20 protein-coding genes, 11 tRNA genes and 1 rRNA gene are annotated in these 25274 nt (G+C 39.8%); all 32 read left to right on the plus strand.

Annotation, left to right across the window (positions count from 1 at the left end; translation table 11 throughout):
• The 32 genes from rrf to AC1TO8_RS19145 all read left to right on the plus strand — a co-directional run bounded on the left by rrf (position 1) and on the right by AC1TO8_RS19145 (position 25234).
• Positions 1-117 (plus strand): 5S ribosomal RNA (gene rrf / locus AC1TO8_RS18990).
• A gap of 13 nt (positions 118-130) precedes the next feature.
• A tRNA-Asn gene (locus AC1TO8_RS18995) sits at positions 131-206 on the plus strand.
• 2 nt (positions 207-208) lie between these two features.
• Positions 209-284: transfer RNA gene (locus AC1TO8_RS19000), tRNA-Thr, on the plus strand.
• Between the two features lie 24 nt (positions 285-308).
• Positions 309-383: transfer RNA gene (locus tag AC1TO8_RS19005), tRNA-Glu, on the plus strand.
• A gap of 20 nt (positions 384-403) precedes the next feature.
• Positions 404-479: transfer RNA gene (locus AC1TO8_RS19010), tRNA-Val, on the plus strand.
• Between the two features lie 52 nt (positions 480-531).
• Positions 532-606, plus strand: a tRNA-Gln gene (locus AC1TO8_RS19015).
• A gap of 5 nt (positions 607-611) precedes the next feature.
• Positions 612-687: transfer RNA gene (locus AC1TO8_RS19020), tRNA-Lys, on the plus strand.
• Positions 688-703: 16 nt separating this feature from the next.
• Positions 704-788, plus strand: a tRNA-Leu gene (locus tag AC1TO8_RS19025).
• A 7-nt stretch (positions 789-795) separates the two neighbouring features.
• Positions 796-870 (plus strand) — tRNA-Gly (locus AC1TO8_RS19030).
• 8 nt (positions 871-878) lie between these two features.
• Positions 879-955: transfer RNA gene (locus tag AC1TO8_RS19035), tRNA-Arg, on the plus strand.
• An 11-nt stretch (positions 956-966) separates the two neighbouring features.
• A tRNA-Pro gene (locus AC1TO8_RS19040) sits at positions 967-1040 on the plus strand.
• A gap of 11 nt (positions 1041-1051) precedes the next feature.
• Positions 1052-1125: transfer RNA gene (locus AC1TO8_RS19045), tRNA-Gly, on the plus strand.
• 446 nt (positions 1126-1571) lie between these two features.
• A complete protein-coding gene (ppc, locus tag AC1TO8_RS19050) occupies positions 1572-4373 on the plus strand; it encodes a phosphoenolpyruvate carboxylase (RefSeq protein WP_482057204.1) in 2802 nt (933 codons plus the stop codon).
• 121 nt (positions 4374-4494) lie between these two features.
• Positions 4495-4665 carry a hypothetical protein gene (locus tag AC1TO8_RS19055; protein WP_482057205.1) on the plus strand — a complete coding sequence of 57 codons (171 nt, stop codon included), beginning with the start codon at positions 4495-4497 and terminating at the stop codon, positions 4663-4665.
• 159 nt (positions 4666-4824) lie between these two features.
• Positions 4825-5391: an RNA polymerase sigma factor SigW gene (gene sigW / locus AC1TO8_RS19060; RefSeq protein ID WP_482057206.1), complete on the plus strand. Its 567-nt coding sequence runs from the start codon at positions 4825-4827 to the stop codon at positions 5389-5391.
• A 104-nt stretch (positions 5392-5495) separates the two neighbouring features.
• Entirely contained in the window at positions 5496-6110 is a 615-nt protein-coding gene (locus AC1TO8_RS19065) for a zf-HC2 domain-containing protein (RefSeq protein WP_482057207.1), read from the plus strand.
• 231 nt (positions 6111-6341) lie between these two features.
• Entirely contained in the window at positions 6342-7166 is an 825-nt protein-coding gene (gene cdaA / locus AC1TO8_RS19070; RefSeq protein ID WP_482057208.1) for a diadenylate cyclase CdaA, read from the plus strand.
• A complete protein-coding gene (locus AC1TO8_RS19075) occupies positions 7166-8584 on the plus strand; it encodes a CdaR family protein (protein WP_482057209.1) in 1419 nt (472 codons plus the stop codon). The genes cdaA and AC1TO8_RS19075 overlap by 1 nt, the downstream gene beginning before the upstream one ends.
• Positions 8585-8653: 69 nt before the next feature.
• The gene (glmM, locus tag AC1TO8_RS19080) at positions 8654-9994 is read left to right on the plus strand and encodes a phosphoglucosamine mutase (RefSeq protein ID WP_482057210.1); all 1341 of its coding nucleotides are present in this window, start codon (positions 8654-8656) and stop codon (positions 9992-9994) included.
• Positions 9995-10624: 630 nt separating this feature from the next.
• Positions 10625-12457, plus strand: coding sequence for a glutamine--fructose-6-phosphate transaminase (isomerizing) (gene glmS / locus AC1TO8_RS19085; protein ID WP_482057211.1), 1833 nt, complete (start codon positions 10625-10627; stop codon positions 12455-12457).
• Positions 12458-13115: 658 nt separating this feature from the next.
• On the plus strand, positions 13116-13913 hold the full coding sequence (locus AC1TO8_RS19090) for a helix-turn-helix domain-containing protein (RefSeq protein WP_482057306.1): 798 nt from the start codon (positions 13116-13118) through the stop codon (positions 13911-13913).
• Positions 13914-14241: 328 nt separating this feature from the next.
• Positions 14242-14496 (plus strand): hypothetical protein, encoded by a 255-nt coding sequence (locus AC1TO8_RS19095; protein ID WP_482057212.1) that lies wholly within the window; start codon positions 14242-14244, stop codon positions 14494-14496.
• Positions 14497-14570: 74 nt separating this feature from the next.
• Positions 14571-15500, plus strand: coding sequence for an ABC transporter permease (locus tag AC1TO8_RS19100; protein ID WP_482057213.1), 930 nt, complete (start codon positions 14571-14573; stop codon positions 15498-15500).
• A 15-nt stretch (positions 15501-15515) separates the two neighbouring features.
• Positions 15516-16385, plus strand: coding sequence for a carbohydrate ABC transporter permease (locus AC1TO8_RS19105; RefSeq protein ID WP_482057214.1), 870 nt, complete (start codon positions 15516-15518; stop codon positions 16383-16385).
• 82 nt (positions 16386-16467) lie between these two features.
• A complete protein-coding gene (locus AC1TO8_RS19110; RefSeq protein ID WP_482057215.1) occupies positions 16468-18186 on the plus strand; it encodes a type 2 periplasmic-binding domain-containing protein in 1719 nt (572 codons plus the stop codon).
• A gap of 184 nt (positions 18187-18370) precedes the next feature.
• Positions 18371-18604 carry a ribbon-helix-helix domain-containing protein gene (locus tag AC1TO8_RS19115; protein WP_482057216.1) on the plus strand — a complete coding sequence of 78 codons (234 nt, stop codon included), beginning with the start codon at positions 18371-18373 and terminating at the stop codon, positions 18602-18604.
• A 32-nt stretch (positions 18605-18636) separates the two neighbouring features.
• Positions 18637-19764, plus strand: a complete 1128-nt coding sequence (gene dnaN, locus AC1TO8_RS19120; RefSeq protein ID WP_482057217.1) for a DNA polymerase III subunit beta — start codon at positions 18637-18639, stop codon at positions 19762-19764.
• A 161-nt stretch (positions 19765-19925) separates the two neighbouring features.
• Positions 19926-20201 (plus strand): type II toxin-antitoxin system RelB/DinJ family antitoxin, encoded by a 276-nt coding sequence (locus AC1TO8_RS19125; protein WP_482057218.1) that lies wholly within the window; start codon positions 19926-19928, stop codon positions 20199-20201.
• A gap of 361 nt (positions 20202-20562) precedes the next feature.
• The gene (locus AC1TO8_RS19130; protein ID WP_482057219.1) at positions 20563-21576 is read left to right on the plus strand and encodes an HD-GYP domain-containing protein; all 1014 of its coding nucleotides are present in this window, start codon (positions 20563-20565) and stop codon (positions 21574-21576) included.
• Positions 21577-21629: 53 nt separating this feature from the next.
• On the plus strand, positions 21630-22604 hold the full coding sequence (locus tag AC1TO8_RS19135; protein WP_482057220.1) for a LacI family DNA-binding transcriptional regulator: 975 nt from the start codon (positions 21630-21632) through the stop codon (positions 22602-22604).
• Between the two features lie 91 nt (positions 22605-22695).
• Positions 22696-23721 carry a LacI family DNA-binding transcriptional regulator gene (locus AC1TO8_RS19140; protein ID WP_482057307.1) on the plus strand — a complete coding sequence of 342 codons (1026 nt, stop codon included), beginning with the start codon at positions 22696-22698 and terminating at the stop codon, positions 23719-23721.
• Positions 23722-23938: 217 nt separating this feature from the next.
• Positions 23939-25234: an ABC transporter substrate-binding protein gene (locus AC1TO8_RS19145; RefSeq protein ID WP_482057221.1), complete on the plus strand. Its 1296-nt coding sequence runs from the start codon at positions 23939-23941 to the stop codon at positions 25232-25234.
• The last annotated feature ends 40 nt before the right edge of the window (positions 25235-25274 follow it).

Genomic DNA, 25274 nt, shown 5'->3' on the forward strand with positions numbered 1-25274 from the left:
TTTGGTGGCGATAGCGGAGGGGTTCCACACGTACCCATCTCGAACACGACCGTTAAGCCCTCCAGCGCCGATGGTACTTGGACCGCAGGGTCCTGGGAGAGTAGGACGTCGCCAAGCAGTAATCTTGTATTCCCTGATAGCTCAGTTGGTAGAGCACTCGACTGTTAATCGAGTTGTCACAGGTTCGAGTCCTGTTCGGGGAGCCACTGCTCTCATAGCTCAGTAGGTAGAGTGCATCCATGGTAAGGATGAGGTCACCGGTTCGATTCCGGTTGAGAGCTCCATAAGTTTGCTTTGTTACTATGCATGGCCCGTTGGTCAAGTGGTTAAGACACCTCCCTTTCACGGAGGTAACAGGGGTTCGAGTCCCCTACGGGTCACCAAATTCACTTCATATGGACATGGAGGCTTAGCTCAGCTGGGAGAGCATCTGCCTTACAAGCAGAGGGTCGGGGGTTCGATCCCCTCAGCCTCCACCATTTTACGTTGATTAAATCGTAAATACAGGGAATAATACAAGTGAATTATTGATGGGGATTAGCCAAGCGGTAAGGCAACGGACTTTGACTCCGTCACGCATAGGTTCAAATCCTATATCCCCAGCCATTTACGAGCCATTAGCTCAGTTGGTAGAGCACCTGACTTTTAATCAGGGTGTCGAAGGTTCGAATCCTTCATGGCTCACCATTTCTTATCAAAGTGTGCGCGTGTGGCGGAATTGGCAGACGCACTAGACTTAGGATCTAGCGTTTCACGACGTGGGGGTTCAAGTCCCTCTACGCGCACCATCTTTATGCGGACGTGGCTCAGCGGTAGAGCATCGCCTTGCCAAGGCGAGGGTCGCGGGTTCGATTCCCGTCGTCCGCTCCATTTTATTTGCGCCCTTAGCTCAGCTGGATAGAGCGTTTGACTACGAATCAAAAGGCCAGGAGTTCGAATCTCTTAGGGCGCACCATTTATACATTTCGGGACGTAGCTCAGCTTGGTAGAGCACCTGGTTTGGGTCCAGGGGGTCGCATGTTCGAATCGTGTCGTCCCGATTCTTCTTTACGCGGGTGTAGTTCAATGGTAGAACTTCAGCCTTCCAAGCTGATAGCGTGGGTTCGATTCCCATCACCCGCTCCAAATATATTTATTCATAACTCTTGAATTTTAAGAGTTATTTTGCGTTAACATATTTATTTGAGAATATAAGCTTGTTGGTATATTCAAAGTGATGAACATATTTCCATGAATATTTTGAGCTAGCAATAGGATACTATATAAAATAGATAAATATGTAGAAATTTGTGGTGGCGCGTGTAAAATGTATAATTTATTCAATATGTATAAATATGTTCTGAATGTGCTTGGTTAAAACAAATATTCCAAGGAAAAACCTTACAAATCAAGCTTCTATATATGTATTGGTTTTCATAATTTTGTATTAAAATTCAAATTAATTTAATATTAATGCATAAATTCGAGTTTTATTTAAAGAAATATAAAGATTTTAATCTTATTTTATTGTATGATGGTAGGAAGGTTAAAAATAGACAGTAATTGAATCGGGAGAAGATGGGAGGAGTACCATGACTGAACTTATGGTTAGCGCCAGCAAAAGTAACTCAAGCAACCTGCTACGACGTGACGTACGGTTTCTTGGAAACATTCTGGGGGAAGTATTAGTCCATCAAGGTGGAAATGAACTTCTAGAGATCGTGGAGAAGATTCGTGAAACAAGCAAGTCTTTGAGATCTGAGTATGTATCTGAAGTATACGCTGAATTTAAAGAAACGATTAGTACATTAAAACCAGAAACACGCCACCAGGTAATACGAGCATTTGCAATCTACTTTGAGCTAGTCAATATAGCTGAACAGAACCATCGTATTCGTAGAAAACGTGATTATGAGCGTTCTGCTGGAGAAACGATCCAACCAGGTTCTATTGAAAGCGCCATACAAGAATTGAAAGAACGTAATTTCTCATATGAAGAAGTTAAAGAAATTATAGAGGGTCTTTCACTTGAATTGGTCATGACAGCTCATCCTACAGAAGCTATGCGGAGAGCGATCTTAGATATTCATAAACGGATCTCAGAAGATGTAATGCTATTAGATAATCCAACACTTACTTTCCGCGAACGTGAACAACTACGTGTGAAGCTGTTAAATGAGGTTATTACCTTATGGCAAACAGATGAATTGAGAGATCGTAAACCAACCGTTTTGGATGAAGTTAAAAATGGTATGTATTATTTCCAAGAGACACTCTTTCATGTCCTTCCGGATGTTTATCAAGAATTAGAGCGATGTTTAGGTAAGTACTTTCCAGGCCAACATTGGCATGTTCCAACGTATCTTCAGTTCGGTTCATGGATTGGTGGAGATCGTGATGGGAATCCATCCGTTACCGCAGATATTACGTGGAAAACACTCTCTATACAACGAAAGTTAGTTATACGTGAATACGAGCGCATTATGAAAGAATTTATGCAGTACTTGAGTTTTAGCACAACGATTGTTACAGTTTCGGATGAACTTGAAGAATCGATTGCTCAAGATCAATCTGTCATTTCTTTAAATAAGAAGAACATGTGGCATAACTGTAATGAACCTTATCGTGTTAAGCTTGTCTACATGATGACTAAGATTAATAATGTGCTTGACGATAGCAAGAAAGGTTCGAAAGAGCGATATGCAACACCAGCAGAATTTATTGCAGATCTAAATATTATTGATCGTAGCTTGCGCCATCATTATGCAGACTTCATTGCAGATACGCATATTAAGAAGTTGATTCGACAAGTAGAATTATTCGGGTTCCATACAGCGGCACTAGATATTCGACAACATAGTCAGGAACATGAGAAAGCAATGACTGAAGTATTGGCTAACATGAATATTGTGGATAATTATGCTGAACTATCTGAGGATGAGAAGATTTCTCTACTCAATAATATATTGAATGATCCTAGACCGATTACATCTACTTATCATCAGTATAGTGAGAGTACGAAGGAATGCCTGGATGTATACCGTGTCATTTACGATGCACAACAGGAGTTCGGTAAGGATTGCATTACGAAGTATTTGATCAGTATGGCTGAAGGTGCTAGTGATATTCTAGAAGTGATGGTCTTTGCAAAAGAAGTGGGTCTTTTCCGTCGAAATGAAGACCAGTCCATTACTTGTACTCTTCAGGCAGTGCCATTATTTGAAACGATCGATGATTTATTTGCAGCACCAGATATTATGAGACAAGTATTCAGTTTACCTATTTATCGTGACGGTGTTGCTGAGATGAGCGATTTACAAGAGATTATGCTAGGATATTCGGACAGCAACAAGGATGGCGGAGCAGTTACAGCGAACTGGGAACTACGTGTAGCTATGAAGAAAATTACAGCAGTGGCGGATGAATTCAATGTAAAACTGAAGTTTTTTCATGGACGTGGCGGTGCTTTAGGACGCGGTGGAATGTCGCTTAACCGCAGTATTCTGGCTCAACCAGCCTCTACAGTAGGTGGCGGAATTAAGATTACTGAGCAGGGAGAAGTCATTTCCTCACGCTATTCATTACAAGGTATAGCTTATCGTAGCTTAGAGCAGGCGACATCTGCGCTAGTAACAGTCGCAATACATGCACGTTGCTCTGATGATATGCTTACTGAAGAGCAAGAAGAGAAGTGGGATGCGATCGCAAAGGGGATTTCTGAGGTCTCTCTTGAGAAATATCAGGATTTAATATTCCGCGATCCGGATTTCCTAACCTTCTTTAAAGAATCAACACCGCTTTCCGAGGTTGGAGAGCTTAACATTGGCTCCCGTCCTGCCAAACGTAAGAATAGTGACCGATTTGAAGATCTACGTGCTATTCCTTGGGTATTTGCATGGACACAGAGTCGTTATTTACTTCCTGCTTGGTATGCTGCAGGTACTGGCTTGCAAAGCTACTACCAAGGTAAAGAGGACAATCTTAAGGTCCTTCAAGATATGTATTCTCATTTCCCATTCTTTACATCACTTGTTGATACATTACAAATGGCGATGTCTAAGGCAGATCTATTGATTGCTCAAGAATATGCTAATATGACGAAGGAAGAATCCTACCGCGAACGTATCTTTAGCCTAATTAAAGATGAATATAAGTTAACAACAGAGCTTATTCTACAAATTACGGGACAAAAGGAATTACTAGATAATGTTCCTGTTATCCAAGAGTCTATTCGACTTCGTAATCCGTATGTTGATCCGCTTAGTTATCTACAAGTTCAGCTTATCAGTGAATTACGTGAATTCCGTGATCAGGGTGAAGATAATCCTGAGTTACTGCGCGAAGTTCTTCTGACGATCAATGGTATTGCTGCGGGGCTTCGGAATACGGGTTGATGAAATAAGTAGTATGAATGCTGAATAAAGTACAAAGGTCGAGAATCCCAATGGGGGTCTCGACCTTTGTTCACATAATAGACAAGATAAGTTTATTGGAGGGCTGTGTGCTCTAACCTTTATGATTTTCAAAAGTCTATCCATATCTGCAAAGAGTGCTGATGTAAGAGTGGCGATAACGCTGAAAGGTGGAATTTCCAGTAAATTAGATGTACTCAATGCAACTAAAGTTAGCTTCAGAGGGATTGGGTTGAATTTAGATGTACTTAATGTACCTAATAGTGAATGCTGAAGGTAATTATTCTTTAACGAAGAACACCGCAAGGCACTTTTCTGATTAATATGTTATTGTTAATGGAAGTGGTATTGCTTTTTGAACAGACATGGATTACTATTCTAGTGTTGTTCTATGAACCTATTAATACCCATCAGCAAGTCTGGGGGAATCACGTTGGATCAATTAGAGAAAAGATTAACAATGCTTGCGCTAAAAGGCGATCAGCAGGCATTTGCAGAAATTGTTGAGTTGTATAAAGAAAAAATATATTATTTAGGCTATAGAATGTTGAACAATCGTCATGAAGCAGAGGATGTCGTTCAGGAGACTTTTTTGCGTGTGTTTAAAAGTTTGGATCGATATGATCCTAATCAGAAATTCTCCACTTGGATTTATCGGATTGCAACGAACCTTTCCATTGATCGCTTGAGGAAAAGAAAACCTACATATTCGCTAGACGCTGATATGAATGATCAAGAAGGATTGGATGGGTATTCCATGCTTCCAAGTGATGATCGCACGCCTGAAAGTGAATTTATGATCTCAGAGACAAAGCAGACAGTTTATGATGCTATCGAAAGCTTGCCGCCTAAGTATAAATCTGTGATGATCCTAAGATATCTTCAAGAAATGTCTTTACAAGAAATAAGTGATGTATTAGATATACCAGTTACAACGATCAAGACCCGTGTGCATCGCGGAAGAGAGTTTCTGCGCAAGAAATTAGAATTAAAGTTTTAACTTTCTGTTCTTTTTTGAAACATCTAAGAATCTGCTGCGTATGTAAGTTATCGAGCTTTACTGGTTAAGCGATATAAAATGATTGATTGAAAGGACTGGCTCATATGGAATGCAAAATAGCCGTCTCTTTAATACATGATTACCTAGATGGCGATTTATCCAAGGAACAAGGTTTGATGCTGAAGTCACACTTGCTGTCTTGTGATCAATGTCGCATGCGCTTTAATGAACTTGAACAGACAGATATGATGTTGTATTGTCTTCCACAACATATTCCTACTGCATCCAAGGAACTAACGGAGCGCATTCTGAATACTCTTCCAGAAACTAAGGAACCGCAGATTTGGGTTAAATGGATGAAGAGACATCCAGCAGTAACTGCTGCTGCATTGTTTTTGGTAGTGATGTTGCTTAGCGTTATTAATGTATTTAACGAGAATAGTCAATTGGTGATCCAAGGGAATGATTTAGACCAGGTCATTATTGAAGGGAATACAGTGATTGTACCTGAAGGGAACGTCATTTCAGGGGACTTAACAATAGAGAATGGGAAGGCAGAAGTATTTGGAAGTGTTGAAGGCAATTTGACTGTCATTGATGGTTCGTTATATACGGCCTCTACAGCTCAAATATCAGGGAATATAAAAAGCATTGACCGAGCATTAGATTGGATTTGGTACAAAATTTCAAATGTGTTCGCTGAAGTTGCTTATCGTTAATGTTCCAAAACTAATAGCTAAGGTGCCTTGTTATACATGAAGTTAAAATATAAGGATAAAGTATAGAGTAGAACTTATACTTTATCCTTATATTTTAGAGTAAATTGGATATTTTAGTCGCTTTTTGTTAACCTTTGCTTGCATCATGAGGTAGATCGTTATAACCTAGAGATTAGGGATATCATAAAGAGAGAGAACTACCTTATTGAAGGAATAAACGGGGGCCTTAGTATGAGTTATTTCACTGACATCACTTGGAAAGATTCCGTGAAGGATATTATTGATATCGCTATAGTGTCATATGTTATTTACCATGCTATTTTGCTGGTTAGAGGGACAAGGGCTATTCAGTTGTTAAAAGGAATTCTTGTCTTAGTTATTATATGGGCACTCAGTACATGGTTTGACCTTTATACGTTGAAGTGGCTTATGAACCAGGTATTTACATTTGGGGTATTGGCTATCTTTATTATCTTTCAACCTGAGTTACGGCGGGGTCTGGAACAATTAGGGCGAGGGAAATTTATCGGACGAACATCTGCAGAGGATGAAGAGTTTACTAAATTAATAGGTGAAGTTATTAAAGCCGTTAATTATTTAGCACGTAGAAAAATAGGGGCATTAATTGTTTTCGAACGTGAAACAGGCCTAAATGAATATACTGAATCAGGTATACCGATGAACTCTTTGATTAGCTCGGAACTGATCATTAATGTGTTCACACCGAACACACCACTACATGATGGTGCGGTGATTGTACAATCTAATCAAATTGCAGCAGCGGCATGTTATTTACCGCTTTCAGAGAATCCTTTTATAAGCAAAGAATTGGGAACTCGTCATCGCGCAGCCATTGGAATTAGTGAGGTAGGCGATGCCATCTCTGTCATTGTTTCAGAAGAGACTGGACAGATATCATTGGCAATGGATGGTCAAGTCGTTAGAGATATTAAGGAAGAGTCCTTGATATCGAAGTTATATGAAGAATTACGTCCACAATCAAATGGTAAAGAAAAACGCCCTGCTTTCTGGAAACGGAAGGGGGGAGGACAATAATGGATAGATGGATTAAGAATAATACGATGGTTAAAATTCTTGCTGTTGCAGTCAGTATTTTATTGTGGGTTATGGTACATACCGACGATGTTACACCGACACCAACTTCATCCATAGATACAACAATTATTGAGAATGTCAAAGTGCAACCTTTTGGCTTAGATGACTCCTTATATGTATTGAATAGTCTAGATATAGACAGGGTAAGAATTGAAGTTAAGGGTAAACGGTCAGCCATAACGTCTATATTTAATGATGATTACAAAGTAACATTGGATCTTAGCGAAATTATTGACGGAACATTTACTGTACCTCTTTCGTATGAACTGCCTTCGGGTGTGGAGCTCGTAACGATGAGTCCTTCGAAGGTAACTGTGACGATTGAGAAGAAAATAAAGGATACCTTTCCGGTCACTGTAGTTACGACGGGAGCTGTGTATGAAGGGTATACTTTGGGAGAATTCTTGATTGAGCCTAATACTGTACAGGTGACTTTACCAGACAGTGAGATAGAAAGAGTGGTTAAAGTGCAAGGTACGGTTAAACTCGATGGGGATAAGGATACGATCCATGTAAAAAAGATGAAGTTGATAGCTCTAGATAGTAATGGACAGGAAGTAAAAGGTGCTGTCATTGAGCCAGATGAAGTTGCCATTCAAATTCCATTGATCGCACCATCAAAGAGCGTCTCATTGAACATTCAGTATAAGGGTAATCTTCCTGAAGGTTTGGTGTTATCAAGAATACAACCTAATATAGGTGAAGCTACCATATACGGGCCTAAGGATGTATTATCACAAATAGAGTCTTTGGATGCTGTGACAGTAGATCTTAGTACACTTGATAAGGAAGGCAAGTCTACGATTAGTGTGAACTTGGTCCCACCTACAGGTGTGGAGAGAATTGAGCCTAACGTAGTTCAAGTTGAGGTTGAAATTGGGGTTGATCTAGAAGCAATAGATCAAATAACGATGGATAACATACCGATTGAAATTGAAGATGCAAGTGGTGACACGCAAGTAACTGTTGTGAAACCAGAGGGGAAATCGTTAAGTCTGACTTTAACGGGCGCTAATACATTACTTCATAATCTACAAGTTTCAGATATTAAAGTAGTTGCAAGTGCGAATCATTTAAAGTCAGGCATTCATGAGGTTCCACTTATAGTGAGCCTTCCAGAATCTATTTCACTTGTAAAGCAAGATTCCCTGACGGCGACAGTAGAAGTTAAAGATAAGATTTCGACGCCAACTATTAATGATACGGAAACGCCAGCTACTGAACCTAATGGGAAGAACGATACGAAGGACCCAGGGAATGATGATTCTGATGAAAATGTACCACCTGAAAGTAATCCAAGTATAGATGAAGAAGAGCAAACGGAGCCATCTACTGAGATTATTCAGAATAATATATAACAGCATGGCATCATGTTGATTAAATGGGACAACATGAATTAGAAGAGTTGATACAAAAAGGAGAAAATTATGGGGAAATATTTTGGAACAGATGGTGTACGTGGAGTTGCTAATAAAGAACTAACAGCTGAATTGGCTTATAGTATTGGGCGTTGTGGTGGGTATGTACTTACTAACAATGTGGAGAAACCAACGGTCGTTATCGGAATGGATACTCGAATTTCAGGACTTATGTTGGAATCTGCTTTAGTAGCGGGTCTATTGTCCATAGGAGCACATGTTATTCGTTTAGGAGTAGTGACTACACCAGCAGTAGCTTATATAACTAGATTATTAAAGGCAGATGCTGGTGTGATGATATCTGCTTCACATAACCCTGTTGAAGATAATGGTATTAAGTTCTTCGGCGGTGATGGATTCAAACTATCGGATGAAACAGAGCTCGAGATTGAAGCGTTAATGGATGCTAAGGTAGATTCTTTACCACGTCCTGTTGGGGCAGATCTAGGAAATGTGATCGTAGATAATGAGTCTAAATTTAAATATTTGGAGTTCTTGAAAACTACGGTAACACACTCTTTCGCTGGGATGAAAATTGTACTGGATAATGCGAATGGTGCGGCTTACGAACTTGCACCGCAATTATTTCGTGATCTTGGAGCCGAAGTGATTACGATAGGATCAGAACCGAATGGTCTGAACATTAATGATCATTGTGGTTCGACGCATCCAGAGAACCTTAGAGAAGCTGTGCTGCAACATCAAGCGGATTTAGGGTTGGCCTTTGATGGTGATGCGGATAGACTTATTGCAATTGATGAAACAGGAGAAGAAGTAGATGGAGACTTTATTCTGTGCATATGTGGAGAATCTATGAAGGCCAACGGTAAATTGAAGGATAATACGGTCGTTTCGACGGTCATGAGTAATATTGGGTTCTATAAAGCTTGTGAGAAGCTTCAATTGAGCACATTCAAGACAGCAGTAGGTGATCGTTATGTGATGGAGGAAATGCGAAGAGGTGGCTACAACTTAGGCGGAGAACAGTCTGGTCATGTTATTTTCCTAGATTATAATACGACAGGTGATGGTCTGCTTACTGGGATTCAACTTGTAGATACATTACAGCAATCTGGTAAGAAACTTAGCGAAGCCAAAATGTTGATGAAAAAGTATCCTCAGGTATTGGTGAATGTACGTGTAGAGGACAAGACGAATTATGAAGGAAATAAAGCGATCCAAGAAGCGATCACTTACGTTGAGGAACAATTGGCAGACAATGGTCGAGTTCTTGTACGTGCTTCTGGTACCGAGTCATTGATTCGCGTCATGGCTGAAGGTCCTGATAAAGAAAGCCTGGATGCTTATGTAGCTAGTATTGTTGAGGTTGTAAAGCGAGAATTAGTATAAGATAGGAAGTTCAAAAAGGATGTTCAAAAAGTCATATGTACTAGGGCCGATGAAACGAATTTGCCATGTTTCATCGGCCTTTTCTTGTGTTTGCTGTCATTTGACATTGCCAAATGAACTCAACATGCATATAATAAACGGATATCATTCAAATATAGAAAGAGAGGGTAGAAGGTTAAATTGTTTAAAGCGCCAGAACTTGACTAGCGCGGGATGTGAGATGGATTCATGATATAGGTACATAATATCTATGTCTGTACTTGATCACAACGGCAGTTCAAGTTGACGAGGTGGGGGTGTTCGAAATGTTCGGCGGGGACCTCCCGGTGATGCACCAGAGCCGTGAATCATTAACGGAAAATGAGCGGGCGACTGTTCATACAACGTTGTGATGGGTGCTACGTAGTAAATCTGAATCATAAGTGTGCGGGTATTAAGCAGCGGTATTGAACTAGAATGCACATTTGTGACTAAACTTTGTATGAAAAGAAGTTCAAAAAGTCATCTTTTTGAACTTGTACTATAATTTAATACAATGACAATGATAGTTGTGCATTCTTGTACATGCCGCACAGAAGGCTCGTACACTTTTATACTAAATTATTATAAAAGTGAACGGGGGATTAATATATGTGTGGTATTGTCGGATATATAGGTAACAAGAATACTCAGTCGGTTTTGGTCGAGGGATTGCAGAAGTTAGAATATCGAGGTTATGACTCAGCAGGAATTGCTGTGTTTACAGATAAAGGTCTTGAGGTAGTCAAAGCACAAGGACGTCTAGTTAACTTAGAGGCTAAGCTTGAGAATGAGCCGTTAGTTGGAACAGCGGGGATTGGTCACACACGTTGGGCAACCCATGGTAAACCGTCGGATGCTAATTCACATCCACATACGGATGAAAGTCAAAAGTTCTCGGTTGTTCATAATGGAATTATTGAGAATTATTTGGATTTGAAGGATGAATTGATTGAACAAGGTCATACATTTACGTCGGAGACGGATACCGAAATTATTGTTCATCTAATCTCTCGTGAATATGATGGTGATATTGTTAAAGCAGTGCAAAAGGCGATCACTTATATGCGTGGTGCCTTCGCGTTGGGAGTATTAACGGAGTACGAGCCTGATAAAATCGTTGCAGTTCGTCAAGCAAGCCCACTAATTATTGGTCTTGGAGAGGGAGAGAACTTTATCGGTTCTGATATTCCAGCTATTCTCCAATATACGCGTAATATGTATATTCTCAATGATGGTGAAATGGCCGTATTGACTCAAGATGCCGTCGAATTAATGACAATCGAAGGGAACTTTATTGCTCGGGAAATGATTCATGTCGATTGGGATGCTGTAACAGCAGAAAAGGACGGTTTCGAGCACTTCATGTTGAAGGAAATTCACGAGCAGCCTAAAGCATACCGGGACACCATGCGTGGACGGATTGATGCGAAAGGTGAGAAGGTGATCCTTCCAGAGTTGAATCTAACTCATGAGCAAATATTAAATATACGCAATATACAGATTATTGCTTGCGGAACGGCTTACCATGCTGCGCTAGTAGGGCGTAATGTCATTGAACAGTTGGTGCGTATTCCTGTGGAGACAGATGTCGCTTCAGAGTACCGCTATCGTTCACCTATCGTATCCCAGGATACTTTAGTCATTGTGGTTAGCCAATCAGGAGAAACGGCAGATACACTCGCAGCATTACGTGAGGCGAGAGCTAATGGTGCTCATGTATTAGCCATTACTAACGTGGTAGGTAGTTCTATTGCTCGAGATGCAGATGATGTCATCGTAACGCTGGCTGGTCCTGAAATTGCCGTTGCTTCGACAAAAGCTTATACGTCCCAATTGATCGCATTCTATTTATTTGGATTGTATTTAGCTGAAGTTCGTGGCACACAGACACCAGAAGCTGTTATTGAAATCATTAAAGCGATGCAGGCATTGCCAGAGCAGTTGGATGGGATGTTGGCACAAGCTGAATCTATTAAAGCCTATGCTGAACAAATTGCTGAACATGAGCATTTATTCTTCATTGGCCGTGGAATAGACTTTGCAGTGGCTCAAGAAGGATCTTTGAAGCTTAAGGAGATTTCCTACATCCATTCCGAAGCTTACCCAGCAGGTGAACTGAAACACGGAACACTAGCTCTGATCGAAGAAGGAATTCCTGTGATTGCCTTAGTAACTCAGGAATCTGTTCTTGAAAAAACAGTGAGCAATATCAAGGAAGTCAGTGCACGTGGTGCAGATATTATGGCTATTACGTTTGAAGAACACGTACAGACGCTACTGAAATCAGTAGATCAAGTCTTTGCTATACCGAAGACGTTACCTCTATTGGCACCAGCTCTATCCGTAGTGCCACTACAACTGCTTGCGTACTATGCTTCACTAGCACGTGGTAATGATGTGGATAAGCCAAGAAATTTGGCGAAGAGCGTGACTGTGGAGTAGAGGGATGTAGTGATGTTATGTGGTTGTACAGAGACATTAATGTTGGTAAATGATATTTATTGAAAACTTCAAATGGGAATAGTTACGGTATCGCTTCTAGCCATGCGGCACAAGAAGAGCAAGGTGTACAACAGGTACATCGCTCTTTTTGTGCCGCTTTTTTTTGTTCTATATTAATTAATTGATGCGAAGCTCGAAATATTTTCCCTTTGTCAAAGCGCGACCTTCCTTCTATGTAATTGTATTTGAAATACTATGTAATAAATACATACTATTTGTGTGAAGACTAGTTCCCAACCTCTCATCTATAGCAACAAAAATATAATTTGTTTTTTATAACTAAGATACCCTCTGCGTACCTTTGACTAGCACCGTTATAATCCCATGTTTTAGAATCCCACATATTTGTTTTCAAATCCTCTTCTGAGTCAATTCTTCTTACAATCAAACTATCATTTTCATCCTGTGGTTTGGCGATTAATGGGTACCCCCATTCTAATATCGACAAGAACTTGGATTAATTGCTTGATTGGTCCCTCATATATTGACTGTTATTTCTGATTTAATCATAACGTTGACATTTTTATTGACAAGGTTGAACTATAGTAATAGGGTGTAAATTAAAGGTATTATTTGGGGGAGGAAGATCAATTTGTCAGTGGAAATTAACGACTTCTTAGTTCCAGATATCGGCTATTTAATATATAGAAAGTGCACACCAACATGGGAAATCGCACAAAATGAAATATCATTTTGTGACATCACTTATGTCATAGAAGGTAAAGGAATCTATATCATTAATGGGGTACAATACGAGGTGAAGCGCGGTGATCTTCTTTGCATTCCACGTGGAAGTATTCGTATGGCCCAATGCAACGTCGATGATCTTATGAACTTGTACTCCGCTAACTTCACACTCTATGAAATGAACGGACAACTATCCGACCTTCCTCTACCTTTTCCTTTGCTGACGCACATTGGGATTAAAAGCGACCTCATTGGGCTCTTTCGTGAGCTATCCAATGCCTGGGTTCGTAAGGAAATTGGGTATCACACAAGAACGAGAGGTCTGATGCTTGTCATTATTCACAGATTGTTTGAGCTGATTCTCTTAAAAAAAGACCCCACAAGCATAGACTATCGGGTGAAAAAGGCTATCAACTATATATCTGAAAATTACGCGAGCAATGTTTCTGTAAAAGAGATTGCAAATCTGGTAGGGCTCAATAAGGTATACTTTGGGACACTATTTAAAAATGAAACGGGAATACTGGTCAATCAATACTTGACGAAAACGAGAATTAACCAAGCAGAGGGCATGCTGCAAAATAGCGAATGTAACGTAAGCGAAGCCGCAGAGCGTTGCGGGTATAACGATCTGTCGCACTTTCGCAAGCAATTTAAAATGATCAAAGGATATTCGCCATCACAATGTCTCAGAAATCAACCAGACTAGCGTATGCTAGTCTTTTTTTGCGAAAAAAATGATCTTTAATTAGCCATTGCTAACTATATTCAGACTATTGTCGGAAGGTACCTTCAATGCTAAATTGTATTAAGGAACAAAAGTGTTTTGGCTATCTCAATAGGTGCTGCACGATGAACTTAATATGAATAAAATGTTAAATTCACACCCTATATTTTTTATTTTATGAAAACGCTTTAATTTATTTGAAAGAGGTGCTTCATGGATCACGCGGGACATATATATATTCTGAATACAATGCTTGGCTGCAGCCAAAATCTAGTCTAGAGCCTAAAGCTTTGCGAATCAGTGCAGGAAAATGGATTCGAGATCGCAGGCGGCAGTAAGAGATGAAGAAAGAATTAAAAATTATGCCCGACTGAAGGCCTCTATCGGAATTAACGGAATTTGCATTAACAATGTGAACGTGAACAAAGTAAGTGTTGGTCTGAATGCTGAACCGTTGCTTTCTGACATGGCAGAACTAGCTACACTGTTTAGACCTTTTGGCATCCGATTATTGGTATCCGTCCATTTTGATGCACCAATGCTCGTGAGTGGCGAGATCAAGTGAGTACGTTCTTCTATCGCAAAACAGGAATTGACGATGAAAAGGGAAGAAAAATTTATATGTAAGGCGGTACCTATATGATAATTACAGATAAAAGGAAATCGCTCAGCTATATTAAACGTTACTGGGTACTCTATTTGATGCTGCTTCTCCCGATGGCCTTCTTTATCATTTTCCGTTATATACCCATGGGCTACATTCAAATTGCATTCAAAAACTATAGCATTGTAAAAAGTCCCTGGGAGATGGAATGGGCAGGAAATAACGGGTTCGAATATTTTATTAAGGCCTTTTCCAATCGTGACTTTCTTTATGCACTTAGAAACACCATCGGTCTTAACTTTCTTGACTTACTGCTTGGCTTTCCTGCACCTATTATTCTAGCCATTATCTTAAATGAACTCGCCTTCAAACGTTTCAAGAAGTTCACCCAAACAGTTGTATATATGCCACATTTTTTATCATGGGTTATCATTTCAGGTATGGCACTTCAGCTTTTTGCACCGACTACTGGGCTTGTCAACATTATGATAAACAAGATGGGCTTTGAATCAATTCCTTTTCTGAATGAATCTGCGTATTGGGTGGTCACCTACATATTTCTGGGCATATGGCAAAGCTGTGGTTGGAATACCATCATCTATCTGGCAGCCATTGCAGGGATTAACCCAGAACTTTACGAGGCTTCCGCGGTGGATGGAGCAAGTCGTTTACGAAAAATTTGGCATATTACGCTGCCAGGACTTCGTCCTACGATCATTGTATTGCTGATTCTAAGCCTAGGGCACATTTTAGGTAGTGAATTTGACAGACCTTACGCACTAAGTAATAAGCTTGTCTCAGATGTTTCTAACGTTATTTCGATATTCGTATACAACAACGGTATTCGTGGATTGCAATTTTCTCTCTCCACTGCCGTCGGTTTATTTCAATCCATCGTGTGCGTCATATTCTTGTTTGGAGCAAACGCTCTAGCAAAAAAATCTGGCGAACGCGGCATCTGGTAGGAGGGAGGATGTAACATGATTAAATCAAAAAGTACTAGAATCGGAGACTGGATCATAGCTTTATTTTGTATATTAGTTATTTTAGTCTGTCTCCTGCCGTTGTTGAATATATTAGCACGATCCTTAAGCTCAGCGGATGCCTTGGTGAAAAATTCAGTTTTACTTCTGCCTGTAGGACTTAATTTCGATGCTTACGCGACTGTGCTTGGAGATTCCAAATACACTTGGGCGTTGTTGTGGACAGCAATACTAACCGTGATCTGCACACTTTGGTGCATGTTTATGACGGTTATGTGTGCATACCCGCTTATATATGACAACCTGAAAGGGAAAAAATTTATTATATCACTTATTGTCTTTACGATGTACTTTAGTGCAGGCACAATCCCAACCTATTTGCTTTTGAAAGAGCTGCACTTGCTCAATAATCCGTTAGTACTGATTCTGCCTGGCTCCATTAGTGTATTTTATGTAATCATCATGCGCAGCTTCTTCTTTGGGATTCCGGAGAGTCTTAGAGAATCCGCTGAACTTGATGGAGCAGGACCGCTTAGGGTACTCATCAGCATCTATCTACCACTTTCTACTCCTGTGCTTGCAACGTTGGCTCTTTTCTATGCAGTAGGTCGATGGAACGGTTTCTCGGATGCATTGATGTTTATGTCAGATAGAACCTACTTCCCTATACAATTGCTGCTTTATAACATACTTAATAGTATCAGTAGTGTTGAGGTGGCTACACAGGAAGGCTTTTCAAGCCCAGGCCTGTCTGAAACGATTAAATCAGCAACGGTTATATTTGCAACTGTACCGATTTTGCTCATTTATCCGTGGCTACAGAGATACTTTATCTCCGGTGTTACAATCGGTGCGGTAAAAGGTTAGTTTTTGACGCATGATAAAAATTGGCTATGTCAATTTTTATAGATTAATCCAAAATAGTAAATAAAAATGAGGGGGAACAAACATGGGATTTCGTAAAGCGGTGTCTATTCTGGCGATTAGTACTACTCTTGCTTTAGCACTTTCAGGATGTACCAGCGACAAACCAGCACCATCAGCCTCACCAGCGCCATCAGCTTCTCCAGCACCTACATCTAATACCGCTGAGGACAGCAACGATGCAAGACTAGAAGAGATAGGTCTCAATTCCAATTTGAAATTCAAGGACACTCGTAAGATTACAGTTGAGATTTATGACCGTGGTAATGATGGGGGAACCAAACCAGAGGACAACTTTTATACACAATATATCAAAGACGGAATGCTTCGTGATCACAATGTAGACGTTACTTTTGTTCCTGTTCCACGTTGGACAGAGGGCGAGGTAATTAACAACCTTTTGGCAGGGAATCAAGCGCCGGATATCGGTCTCACCTACTCTTATCCAACAATCCAAACGTACGCCAATATGGGTGGTATCCTTGACCTAGGTCCCATTGTCGAAGCAAACAAAGACCTTCTGCCAGACATGTGGGATTATTTAACCGAAGCAAACATCTATTGGGACAAGGATCCTGACACAGGAACCTTGTGGGCATTGGAATCTCGTTTGAATGTCCTTAACCGTATTAATACTTTCGTGCGCGAGGATTGGTTAAAGAAGCTCAATCTCCAGGCGCCAACAACGTTACAAGAATTTGAAAGTATGCTCATAGCATTTAAAGACAACGCTTCTACACTTTTAGGAAACGATGCCGACAAGATGATTCCTTTTTCAACGAGCTTTGACATCGGCTGGCGTGCAGATCACTTGACTTCGTCATTCGTGCCTAATGAAATGACAGACAAGGACATCTTCACTCTCGGCTTTGATGATCGACATTTCCTTTTTCCGAATTACAAAGAGGGCATAAAAACGTTGAACAAGTGGTATAACGAAGGTCTGATTTGGAAAGATTTCTCGCTTTATCCTGCCGGAGATGTAACGGAGGATAATCTTATGAAAATGGGCTATGTGGGTGCATTTATGCACAACTGGGATTATCCATATCGTAACGGTGACGACAGCATTCATGCAAGCCTTCAGCGGCTTGTTGGCCCAGATGCAGCTTATATTGCTATTGAACCATTTGCCAACGATGCTGGTATTTATAAGAAATTTTTATCAGGTCCTGTTGACCGTAAAATATTTTTCCCAGCTACAAACAAAGAACCAATTGCTTCTCTGTTCTATGTGAATTGGATTTCCAAACTTGAAAATCGTGTATTCTTGCAATTTGGAGAAGAAGGCGTTACTCACGAAGCGTTGCCTGACGGTTCCCTGAAAACAATTGCAACAACAGGCGAAAAAATTATGAATTCTCCAGCAAACATCGACTACACGATTACAAGTAATGGTCTTGACCTTGGCGATCCTGATAAGACAGTCAAGTCAATTGCCAACGGTTATGCTGGTGTTGATGCAAAATATATTGAGATCGCAAGTCAAATTACAACTCATGACGGACTGGTAGGCAAAAATTCCAATGTGGGTGAAATCAAGGCAGAAGACGGGCAAGGTCAAGCACTTAAAGAGAAACGTGATACGATCTTGAACAAGGCTGTTGTGGCATCTGTTGACAAATTTGACTCTGTATATGATTCAGGTATGAAGGATTACCTCGGTTCAGGCGGTCAAGCGATTATCGACGAGCGAATAGCTGCGTGGGAGAAATATCTCGGAAATGAAACAATGCTGAAATAGCATTCTACGAGCAAAAAATTGAAAAAGCCTAGAGGTTTGCGCATGCAAGCCTCTAGGCTTTTTTGTAGAAAAGAATTAGTATGCAGATTCTGAATGATGGTTGGCAGTTATTAAATGGTGTGATAAAATGAAAGTAACGCATATTGATTTTAGTTACTAAATTCAAATGGAGGAGGGGAGAAAAATGGACAGTAATAAAATCAAGGTTGGTATATCTAATAAAGATGGCCAGCTAGGTTTTATGTTTACAAGAGGAGGGCTTCGGGACGGTGCAGGCAGAAAAGGTATAGGTATGACTAAGAAAGTATCATTAACCTTACCGAACGAGTTGTGGGAAAAAGTTGAAAAGCACTGTTCGGATAATAAATTATCCCGTTCAGAGGTTCTACGTAATATTATTGAGTCTTATTATTCATAATAATATACTTCGAGGATAGGTAGGTGAGGTCTGTGCTGATTGATGTAACAAAAGATTCTCTTATTGATGCTTTACAGCACGTCTTAAAGGCTGTATCGGCGAATAGCCCGATACCCATATTAACAGGAATAAACATCCAGGCATCTACAAATGGTTTAATGTTTACAGCAAGTAATACAAGTATGACTATACAATATAGGATTCCTCAGGATAGTAAATCTGTGACCGTACAAAGATATGGCGGTATCGTTGTAGCAGCACGTTATTTTAACGAGATCATTCGTAAACTTAATACAGGAATAGTTACATTTGAAATTAAAGAGCAATTAATTCTTACCATCACGTCAGGGATTTCTCAAATTCGATTATGTGGAATGGACCCTGCGGAATTTCCGTCAATTATTAATACAGAAAATCAAACTCTTCATAAGATTCGAATTAATAACGCTTTATTCAAGTCAACAATTAAACAGGTGGTAATTGCGGCTTCAACATCAGAAACTAGACCGGTATTAACGGGGGTCTCTTTTGAGTATAATGATGGTTCACTCAACCTAATTGCTACGGATGGAATTCGTCTTGCCTCTCGAACTATACATATTGGAAATAATGAAAATATCAGTACAAATGTTATTATCCCAGCAAAAAATCTATTTGAAGTATCAAAAATGTTGAATGATGAAGATGACACAACAGATATTGAAGTGGGCGTTAATCAAATAAGATTCATAACAAATGAACTGCAGGTTGAGTCTGTTCTCATTGAGGGGGCTTTTCCAGCTATAAAAAATGTAATCCCACAATCTTATTTATCTGAAGCAATAGTTAAGACAGCCTGTTTATTGCATGCTGTTGAGCGTGTTTTTGTTTTAGCTGGTGAATGCATAATAAAGTTGGTAGCCACTTCTAGTAAATTAGACTTATTATCCAGAACGGCTGAAATTGGAGATGTTCTAGATGCAGTTCCATTAAAGGAACTGAACGGAGAGGAATTTGTCCTATCACTAAACGGTAAGTTTCTTATTGATATACTTCGGTGTATTGATAGTGAGCATGTCAGATTAAGATTTACAGGAAAGGTAAGTCCAATGGTCATACTTCCAAGTGATACATTATCCTCTACACTGTTCTTAATTACTCCTGTAAGGGCACATAATTGATTGTTTACAATAGATCTAGGACAGGTCATCATTAGGTTAAAAATGACCCTAGATATTTTTAATTTTTAATAATCCGCAAGTGATATAACATGTGCAATGTATTTACAATGCACATGTTATGGGTGAAAATGAATGTAATAAGGTTAAAGGAGTTGATTAAGATGACTAAAACCACCAATTTAAGTATTCGTATGGATAAGGAGCTCAAAGAGCAGGCGGAGCAGTTGTTTTCCGAGCTTGGTATGAACATGACAACAGCTATTAATGTGTTCGTTAAGCAGGCCGTGCGTCAGGGGAAGATACCCTTTGAAATTTCGTTGAATATTCCCAATGCCGAAACCATTGCTGCTATGGAAGAAGCGGATAGAATCAGCAGAGATCCCAACGTAAAAAGCTATTCCGGTGTGGATGAGCTTTTTAAGGAGTTGAACTCCTGATGTACCAAGTGAAAATGACCAGCAAATTCAAAAGAGATTATAAGCTGGCTACTAGTTTATAAGCTAGAGCAGAACATGTTAGTTTTAACTTTAACACGAACGGGCACACACAGTGATTTATTCTAAAGCTGAATTAGCATATAAACTTTTGTGATTTAGCTCTCTTATTTAGGTGATAGATACATCTGCATTGAGCGCTTTTTATGTTTTTTGGAAAAGTAATACTACAAGAAAAAGTCTTTCTTTCGAGAAAGTCTTTTTTGTGCTAAGGAAAGAATGGAAACACAGAATAAGAACGCTTTCCATTGGAATATATGGTAAAATGGTTCAATAGAACCGAGACACCGAGGGGGATCGAACGATGAAAGATCTTATTGGGAAGAAAGTAGAGCATGATATTATAAATAAATATGGTGTTACGATAGTGCCGGCCCAAACCATCCTTAATCATGAAGCTATAAAGCTCTTAATTAGTCATGGGATGGATATGAATGAAATTAATGCAGCTATCACCAAATTTGGTGTGAATGTCATTGTTGAACCCAGTCAAACGATTCAACAGACGGTTTCTAAATCGAAGGAGTTATTTGAATCCATAATCAGATCTCGTAAAGTACCTTTGATGGAAATTCGTAAAGCAATCCTTCCTTCAATTCTGGATATCTCAAGAAATACGAATATTTTTGAATTGTTTGAAGTAGTTAAAGCGAAGGATGATTATACATACGAACATAATATAGGTGTTGGAATATTATCCACACTTATTGGTAGATGGATGAAATTAGACGAAGCTGAACTTGCAATTCTATCTTTAGCGGCGACTTTACATGATGTTGGCAAAGTGAATATTCCGGTTGAGATTCTAAATAAACCTGGAAAATTAACGGATGCAGAATTTGAAATAGTGAAAAAGCATACGATCTTTGGATATGAAATATTGAAAGAGACAACGGGATTGAGCCCTAAAATAGCTCGTGTCGCCCTGCAACATCATGAACGCGAAGATGGAAGGGGATATCCGTTAGGTATAAAGAAGGGGAATATTGACTTGCTAAGCTCGATTGTTGCCGTTGCAGATGTGTTTCATGCGATGTCTTCCAAGCGACCATATCACGAACCGATACCATTCCATGAAATCGTCAGTCAGATGGGACACGGGCAGTTCGGTGAACTGAATCCACAGATCGTATCGTTATTTCTTGAAAATATGATGAAAAGAACAATAGGAAAACAAGTGATTTTAACTGATGGGAGAATGGGAGAGGTCGTCCTATTAAACCCTCATAGAATAGAAACACCGTTAATCAAAATAGTAGATGATTTCGTAGATTTAAGTAAAGAAGAAGGTTTACGTATTAGAGAGATCATTGCTTAGTTATGGAACGTATATTGTGTGAAGCTGGTTAGCTAATAGGGTGGAGTGAGAATATGTCATCAATTAAAGATGTTGCCAAACATGCAGGAGTGTCTGTTGCCACAGTGTCTAGAGTGTTAAACGACAAAGGATATGTGAGTGGAAAGACGAGGGAAAAGGTAGAACTATCGATCAAGGAATTGGATTACACACCGAATGAAATAGCAAGAACGTTGTTTAATAAACAATCCAAAACGATTGGCTTAATTGTTCCAGATATTATGAATCCGTTTTTTCCTGAATTAGCCAGAGCCGTTGAAGATACGGCGACTAAGATGGGCTATAATGTTATTTTGTGTAATTCTGATGGGAATATAGAGAAGGAACAGCGATACTTGGACGTACTATTACAAAAGTATGTAAATGGGATTATTGTTTCTTCGAATACTTTAAATGCGGCTCAGATTGAAAAACTTCAAATTCCGGTAGTCAGCATTGACCGAGAAATTAGTAAAGGTTTACCGACCATTGTAGTGGAGAATAGAAAAGGGGCGATGATGGCTACACAGTTTTTGAAAAGTAAAGGCTGTGCAACAATTGCCCATATTAGAGGTCCTCATGCGATTGTCAACGCAAAGGAGCGCTATGAAGGGTACAAAGAAGTGGTGGGTAAGGAAACATGGTTTAAAGAAAGCTATATTGCGAATGGCAACTATGATATGCAAACTTCCATTGAAGCGACACTTGAGCTGTTGGACGTACACCCTGAAATTGACGGTATATTTGCGGCGAATGATATTATGGCAATTGGTGCCATGAAAGCTGTGTATCAGATTGGAAAAAGGGTTCCTGAGGATGTTGCTATTATTGGGTTTGACGGAATCAATTTATCCAAAGCAACGATTCCAGAACTAACGACTATTGTGCAGCCCATTTATGAGTTGGGGGAAGCAGCAACAGCTATGCTAGTTCAAATAATGGAGCAACAATCAATTGAGGAACCCTATCGTATATTGGACGTTAAACTTGTTGAAAGGCATTCAACGTGAGCTGTATGGAAATGCGTCTCATACAGCTTGAGATTCTGTTATCATGAAGGAAATAAACAGGATCGTAACTATGGGAAAAGGAAGTCATATGATGAAGACGATTACGATTTATGATATAGCAAAGGAAGCGAATGTTTCTGTATCGACAGTTTCTCGCGTACTGAATGATACTGCACCTGTGAAAGCGAGTACTAGGGAAACGATATTGAAAGCGATAGAAAAGCATCAGTTCCAGCCGAATGCATTGGCTAGAAGTCTTCTAAAGAAAGAAACCGGAACGATTGCAATGATTCTACCGGATATCACTAATCCATTCTTTCCAGAGGTATTCTGGGGTGCAGAGAATGTCGCAAGAAGCAAAGGGTATACTTTCTTTCTATGTAATACAGCGGGGGATTACGGACGTGAATCAGAGTATTTGTCGATTCTTCGTGAAAAAAGGGTGGATGGAATCATCTTTCTGGGAGGTAGAATAAATCTATCCAATTGTCCGCCAGAACTGTCTCAGGAAGTTATTGAAATGGCACGAAGAGTTCCTATAGTGCTTGTTAATGGTAACTTACCTAAGAGTGGTCTACATCGGGTTTATACAGATGAGGCAGAGGGTGCAGCGATTGCGACCCAACATCTCATTGATCTGGGACATAAGGATATTGGATTTATCGGCGGAATGGATGATACATCAACTACGCTAGTGAAGATAAAGGCAGTTAAGAAAAAGATGAAGGAATATGGGCTTGATCTTCGCAAGGAATGGTTACACTCCGGTGAGTTTTCAGTACAAGGTGGAAGAGACCTAATGAATAAGATGCTGGATCAAGAGCGAAGACCCACTGCCGTATTATGTGTAAATGACTTCACGGCAATTGGAGCGATCAAAGCTACCATTGAACATGGACTTCGGATTCCTGAGGATATCTCCATTGTAGGGTTCGATGACTCTCCGTTGTCTACCGCTGTTATTCCTGAATTGACAACAGTTTCCCAGAATACAAATCAATTGGGTGAGCTGGCAGTAGAGATGCTAGATCAGATGATTAACGGTGAGAATCCCAAGAAACAAATTGTCCTGAAGCCGCATCTAGTTGTGAGGAAAAGCACAATTTCAATAAAATAGAAAAAGGTTAGAAGAGTATTGACAGGTAAAATAGATAGGAATATAATAAACTTACGATTAATGAAAGCCCTTTCATTGGTTGCGGATTAGATGGATCTACACCCGGGTTGTGAGACGGGTATTTTTTAATCGCATTATGAAACCGATTTCATGAAATGGGTTTCATAATGGCTGCAGGGAAAATCAAACTCTAAATCGAAAAGGGAGGGTACAAGAAATGAAACAGAAAATGGGTATTCTTATCGTACTAATGCTTCTAGTTATTGGTGTTATCGCAGGATGTAGTGGCAATAAAGATAATTCAGTAAGCAACACAGGTAATGGGGATGGAAAGATAGATCCTAACAAGAAGGTGAACTTACAACTAACGATGTGGGGATCCGAGGAAGATAAGAAGGTTATGTTGCAGCGTTTGGATATTGTGAAGAAAACCCATCCCAATATAACAGTGGATGTGCTACTTGTAGCTGGTGATTATGATCAGAAGGTACAGACAATGATTGCTGGTGGTACCCCCCCTGATATTATGATGATTGCTGAGAACTACCAGGTATATGCAAGTAAAAACCAAATTATTTCTCTAGATGATTTGATTGCTGCCAACAATGTAGATATGAAAGAAAAGTATTCTGAAGATATCGGTAGCATCATGAGTTACGATGGCAAGTACTATGGCATGATCGATCGTGCAGGTGCCATGGTTGTATTCTATAACAAAGATATGTTTGATAAAGCTGGGGTTGCCTACCCATCCAAGGATTGGACGCAGAAGGAGATGCTTGACGCAGCTCAGAAACTGACAATAAAGGAAGGAAACAAGACGGTGCAGTGGGGTTACTATCCTGGTTCTTGGTGGCCACAGTGGATGCAGTTGGCATATCAGAATGGTGGTTCACTCTTCGATGAGAATGGCAAACCAACCTTTGATACCCCAGAGGTTCGTGATGCGCTACAGCTCTTAAATGATATGAGCTTCAAGTATGGCACTTCTCCAACACCTGTTGAGATTGCCGATATGGGCAATATTGGGGCAGATCCATTGTTTGCACAAGGGCAGATTGCCATGGAAACAACAGGATTCTGGAATATCGGTTCCTTGTCTAAGGTTGAAGGAATTAACTGGGATATATCACCAGTGTGGGGCGAGACAAATGCGTTCTTCAATGGGTTGACGATTGTGAAGGATTCCAAGCATCATGAAGAAGCATTTAATGTTATTGAAGCTCTGACTACATTGGAAGCCCAAATCCCAATTGTTGAGAGTGGACAGGATGCTCCAGCGACAAAGGCTGCATTGACAAGTGATCAATTTATTAATGCAGAGTATGGCGGTAAAAAGATTAATATGAGTGCATTCAGTAATTCCAAAATTTATAAACAACCACTTAATCCGAAATGGAATGAAATGATGAAAGTTATTGATGATAAGTTAGGAGTCTATTTCACTGATAAAGTAACACTTGACGAAACGGTGAAGAGCATTCAAAAGGGTCTAGATAACCTGTACAAATAGATTGCTGATTCTGATAATCAATAAATCTTTATTGTGGTGT

This window comes from Paenibacillus sp. Y859, assembly GCF_056786405.1.

What these genes read in the sequence shown, in the direction of transcription:
- ppc (WP_482057204.1), top strand. Translation starts at nt 1,572, where the DNA reads ATGACTGAACTTATGGTTAGCGCCAGCAAAAGTAACTCAAGCAACCTG.
- AC1TO8_RS19055 (WP_482057205.1), top strand. Translation starts at nt 4,495, where the DNA reads ATGATTTTCAAAAGTCTATCCATATCTGCAAAGAGTGCTGATGTAAGA.
- AC1TO8_RS19065 (WP_482057207.1), top strand. Translation starts at nt 5,496, where the DNA reads ATGGAATGCAAAATAGCCGTCTCTTTAATACATGATTACCTAGATGGC.
- cdaA (WP_482057208.1), top strand. Translation starts at nt 6,342, where the DNA reads ATGAGTTATTTCACTGACATCACTTGGAAAGATTCCGTGAAGGATATT.
- AC1TO8_RS19075 (WP_482057209.1), top strand. Translation starts at nt 7,166, where the DNA reads ATGGATAGATGGATTAAGAATAATACGATGGTTAAAATTCTTGCTGTT.
- glmM (WP_482057210.1), top strand. Translation starts at nt 8,654, where the DNA reads ATGGGGAAATATTTTGGAACAGATGGTGTACGTGGAGTTGCTAATAAA.
- glmS (WP_482057211.1), top strand. Translation starts at nt 10,625, where the DNA reads ATGTGTGGTATTGTCGGATATATAGGTAACAAGAATACTCAGTCGGTT.
- AC1TO8_RS19095 (WP_482057212.1), top strand. Translation starts at nt 14,242, where the DNA reads ATGGATTCGAGATCGCAGGCGGCAGTAAGAGATGAAGAAAGAATTAAA.
- AC1TO8_RS19100 (WP_482057213.1), top strand. Translation starts at nt 14,571, where the DNA reads ATGATAATTACAGATAAAAGGAAATCGCTCAGCTATATTAAACGTTAC.
- AC1TO8_RS19105 (WP_482057214.1), top strand. Translation starts at nt 15,516, where the DNA reads ATGATTAAATCAAAAAGTACTAGAATCGGAGACTGGATCATAGCTTTA.
- AC1TO8_RS19110 (WP_482057215.1), top strand. Translation starts at nt 16,468, where the DNA reads ATGGGATTTCGTAAAGCGGTGTCTATTCTGGCGATTAGTACTACTCTT.
- AC1TO8_RS19115 (WP_482057216.1), top strand. Translation starts at nt 18,371, where the DNA reads ATGGACAGTAATAAAATCAAGGTTGGTATATCTAATAAAGATGGCCAG.
- AC1TO8_RS19125 (WP_482057218.1), top strand. Translation starts at nt 19,926, where the DNA reads ATGACTAAAACCACCAATTTAAGTATTCGTATGGATAAGGAGCTCAAA.
- AC1TO8_RS19130 (WP_482057219.1), top strand. Translation starts at nt 20,563, where the DNA reads ATGAAAGATCTTATTGGGAAGAAAGTAGAGCATGATATTATAAATAAA.
- AC1TO8_RS19135 (WP_482057220.1), top strand. Translation starts at nt 21,630, where the DNA reads ATGTCATCAATTAAAGATGTTGCCAAACATGCAGGAGTGTCTGTTGCC.
- AC1TO8_RS19140 (WP_482057307.1), top strand. Translation starts at nt 22,696, where the DNA reads ATGAAGACGATTACGATTTATGATATAGCAAAGGAAGCGAATGTTTCT.
- AC1TO8_RS19145 (WP_482057221.1), top strand. Translation starts at nt 23,939, where the DNA reads ATGAAACAGAAAATGGGTATTCTTATCGTACTAATGCTTCTAGTTATT.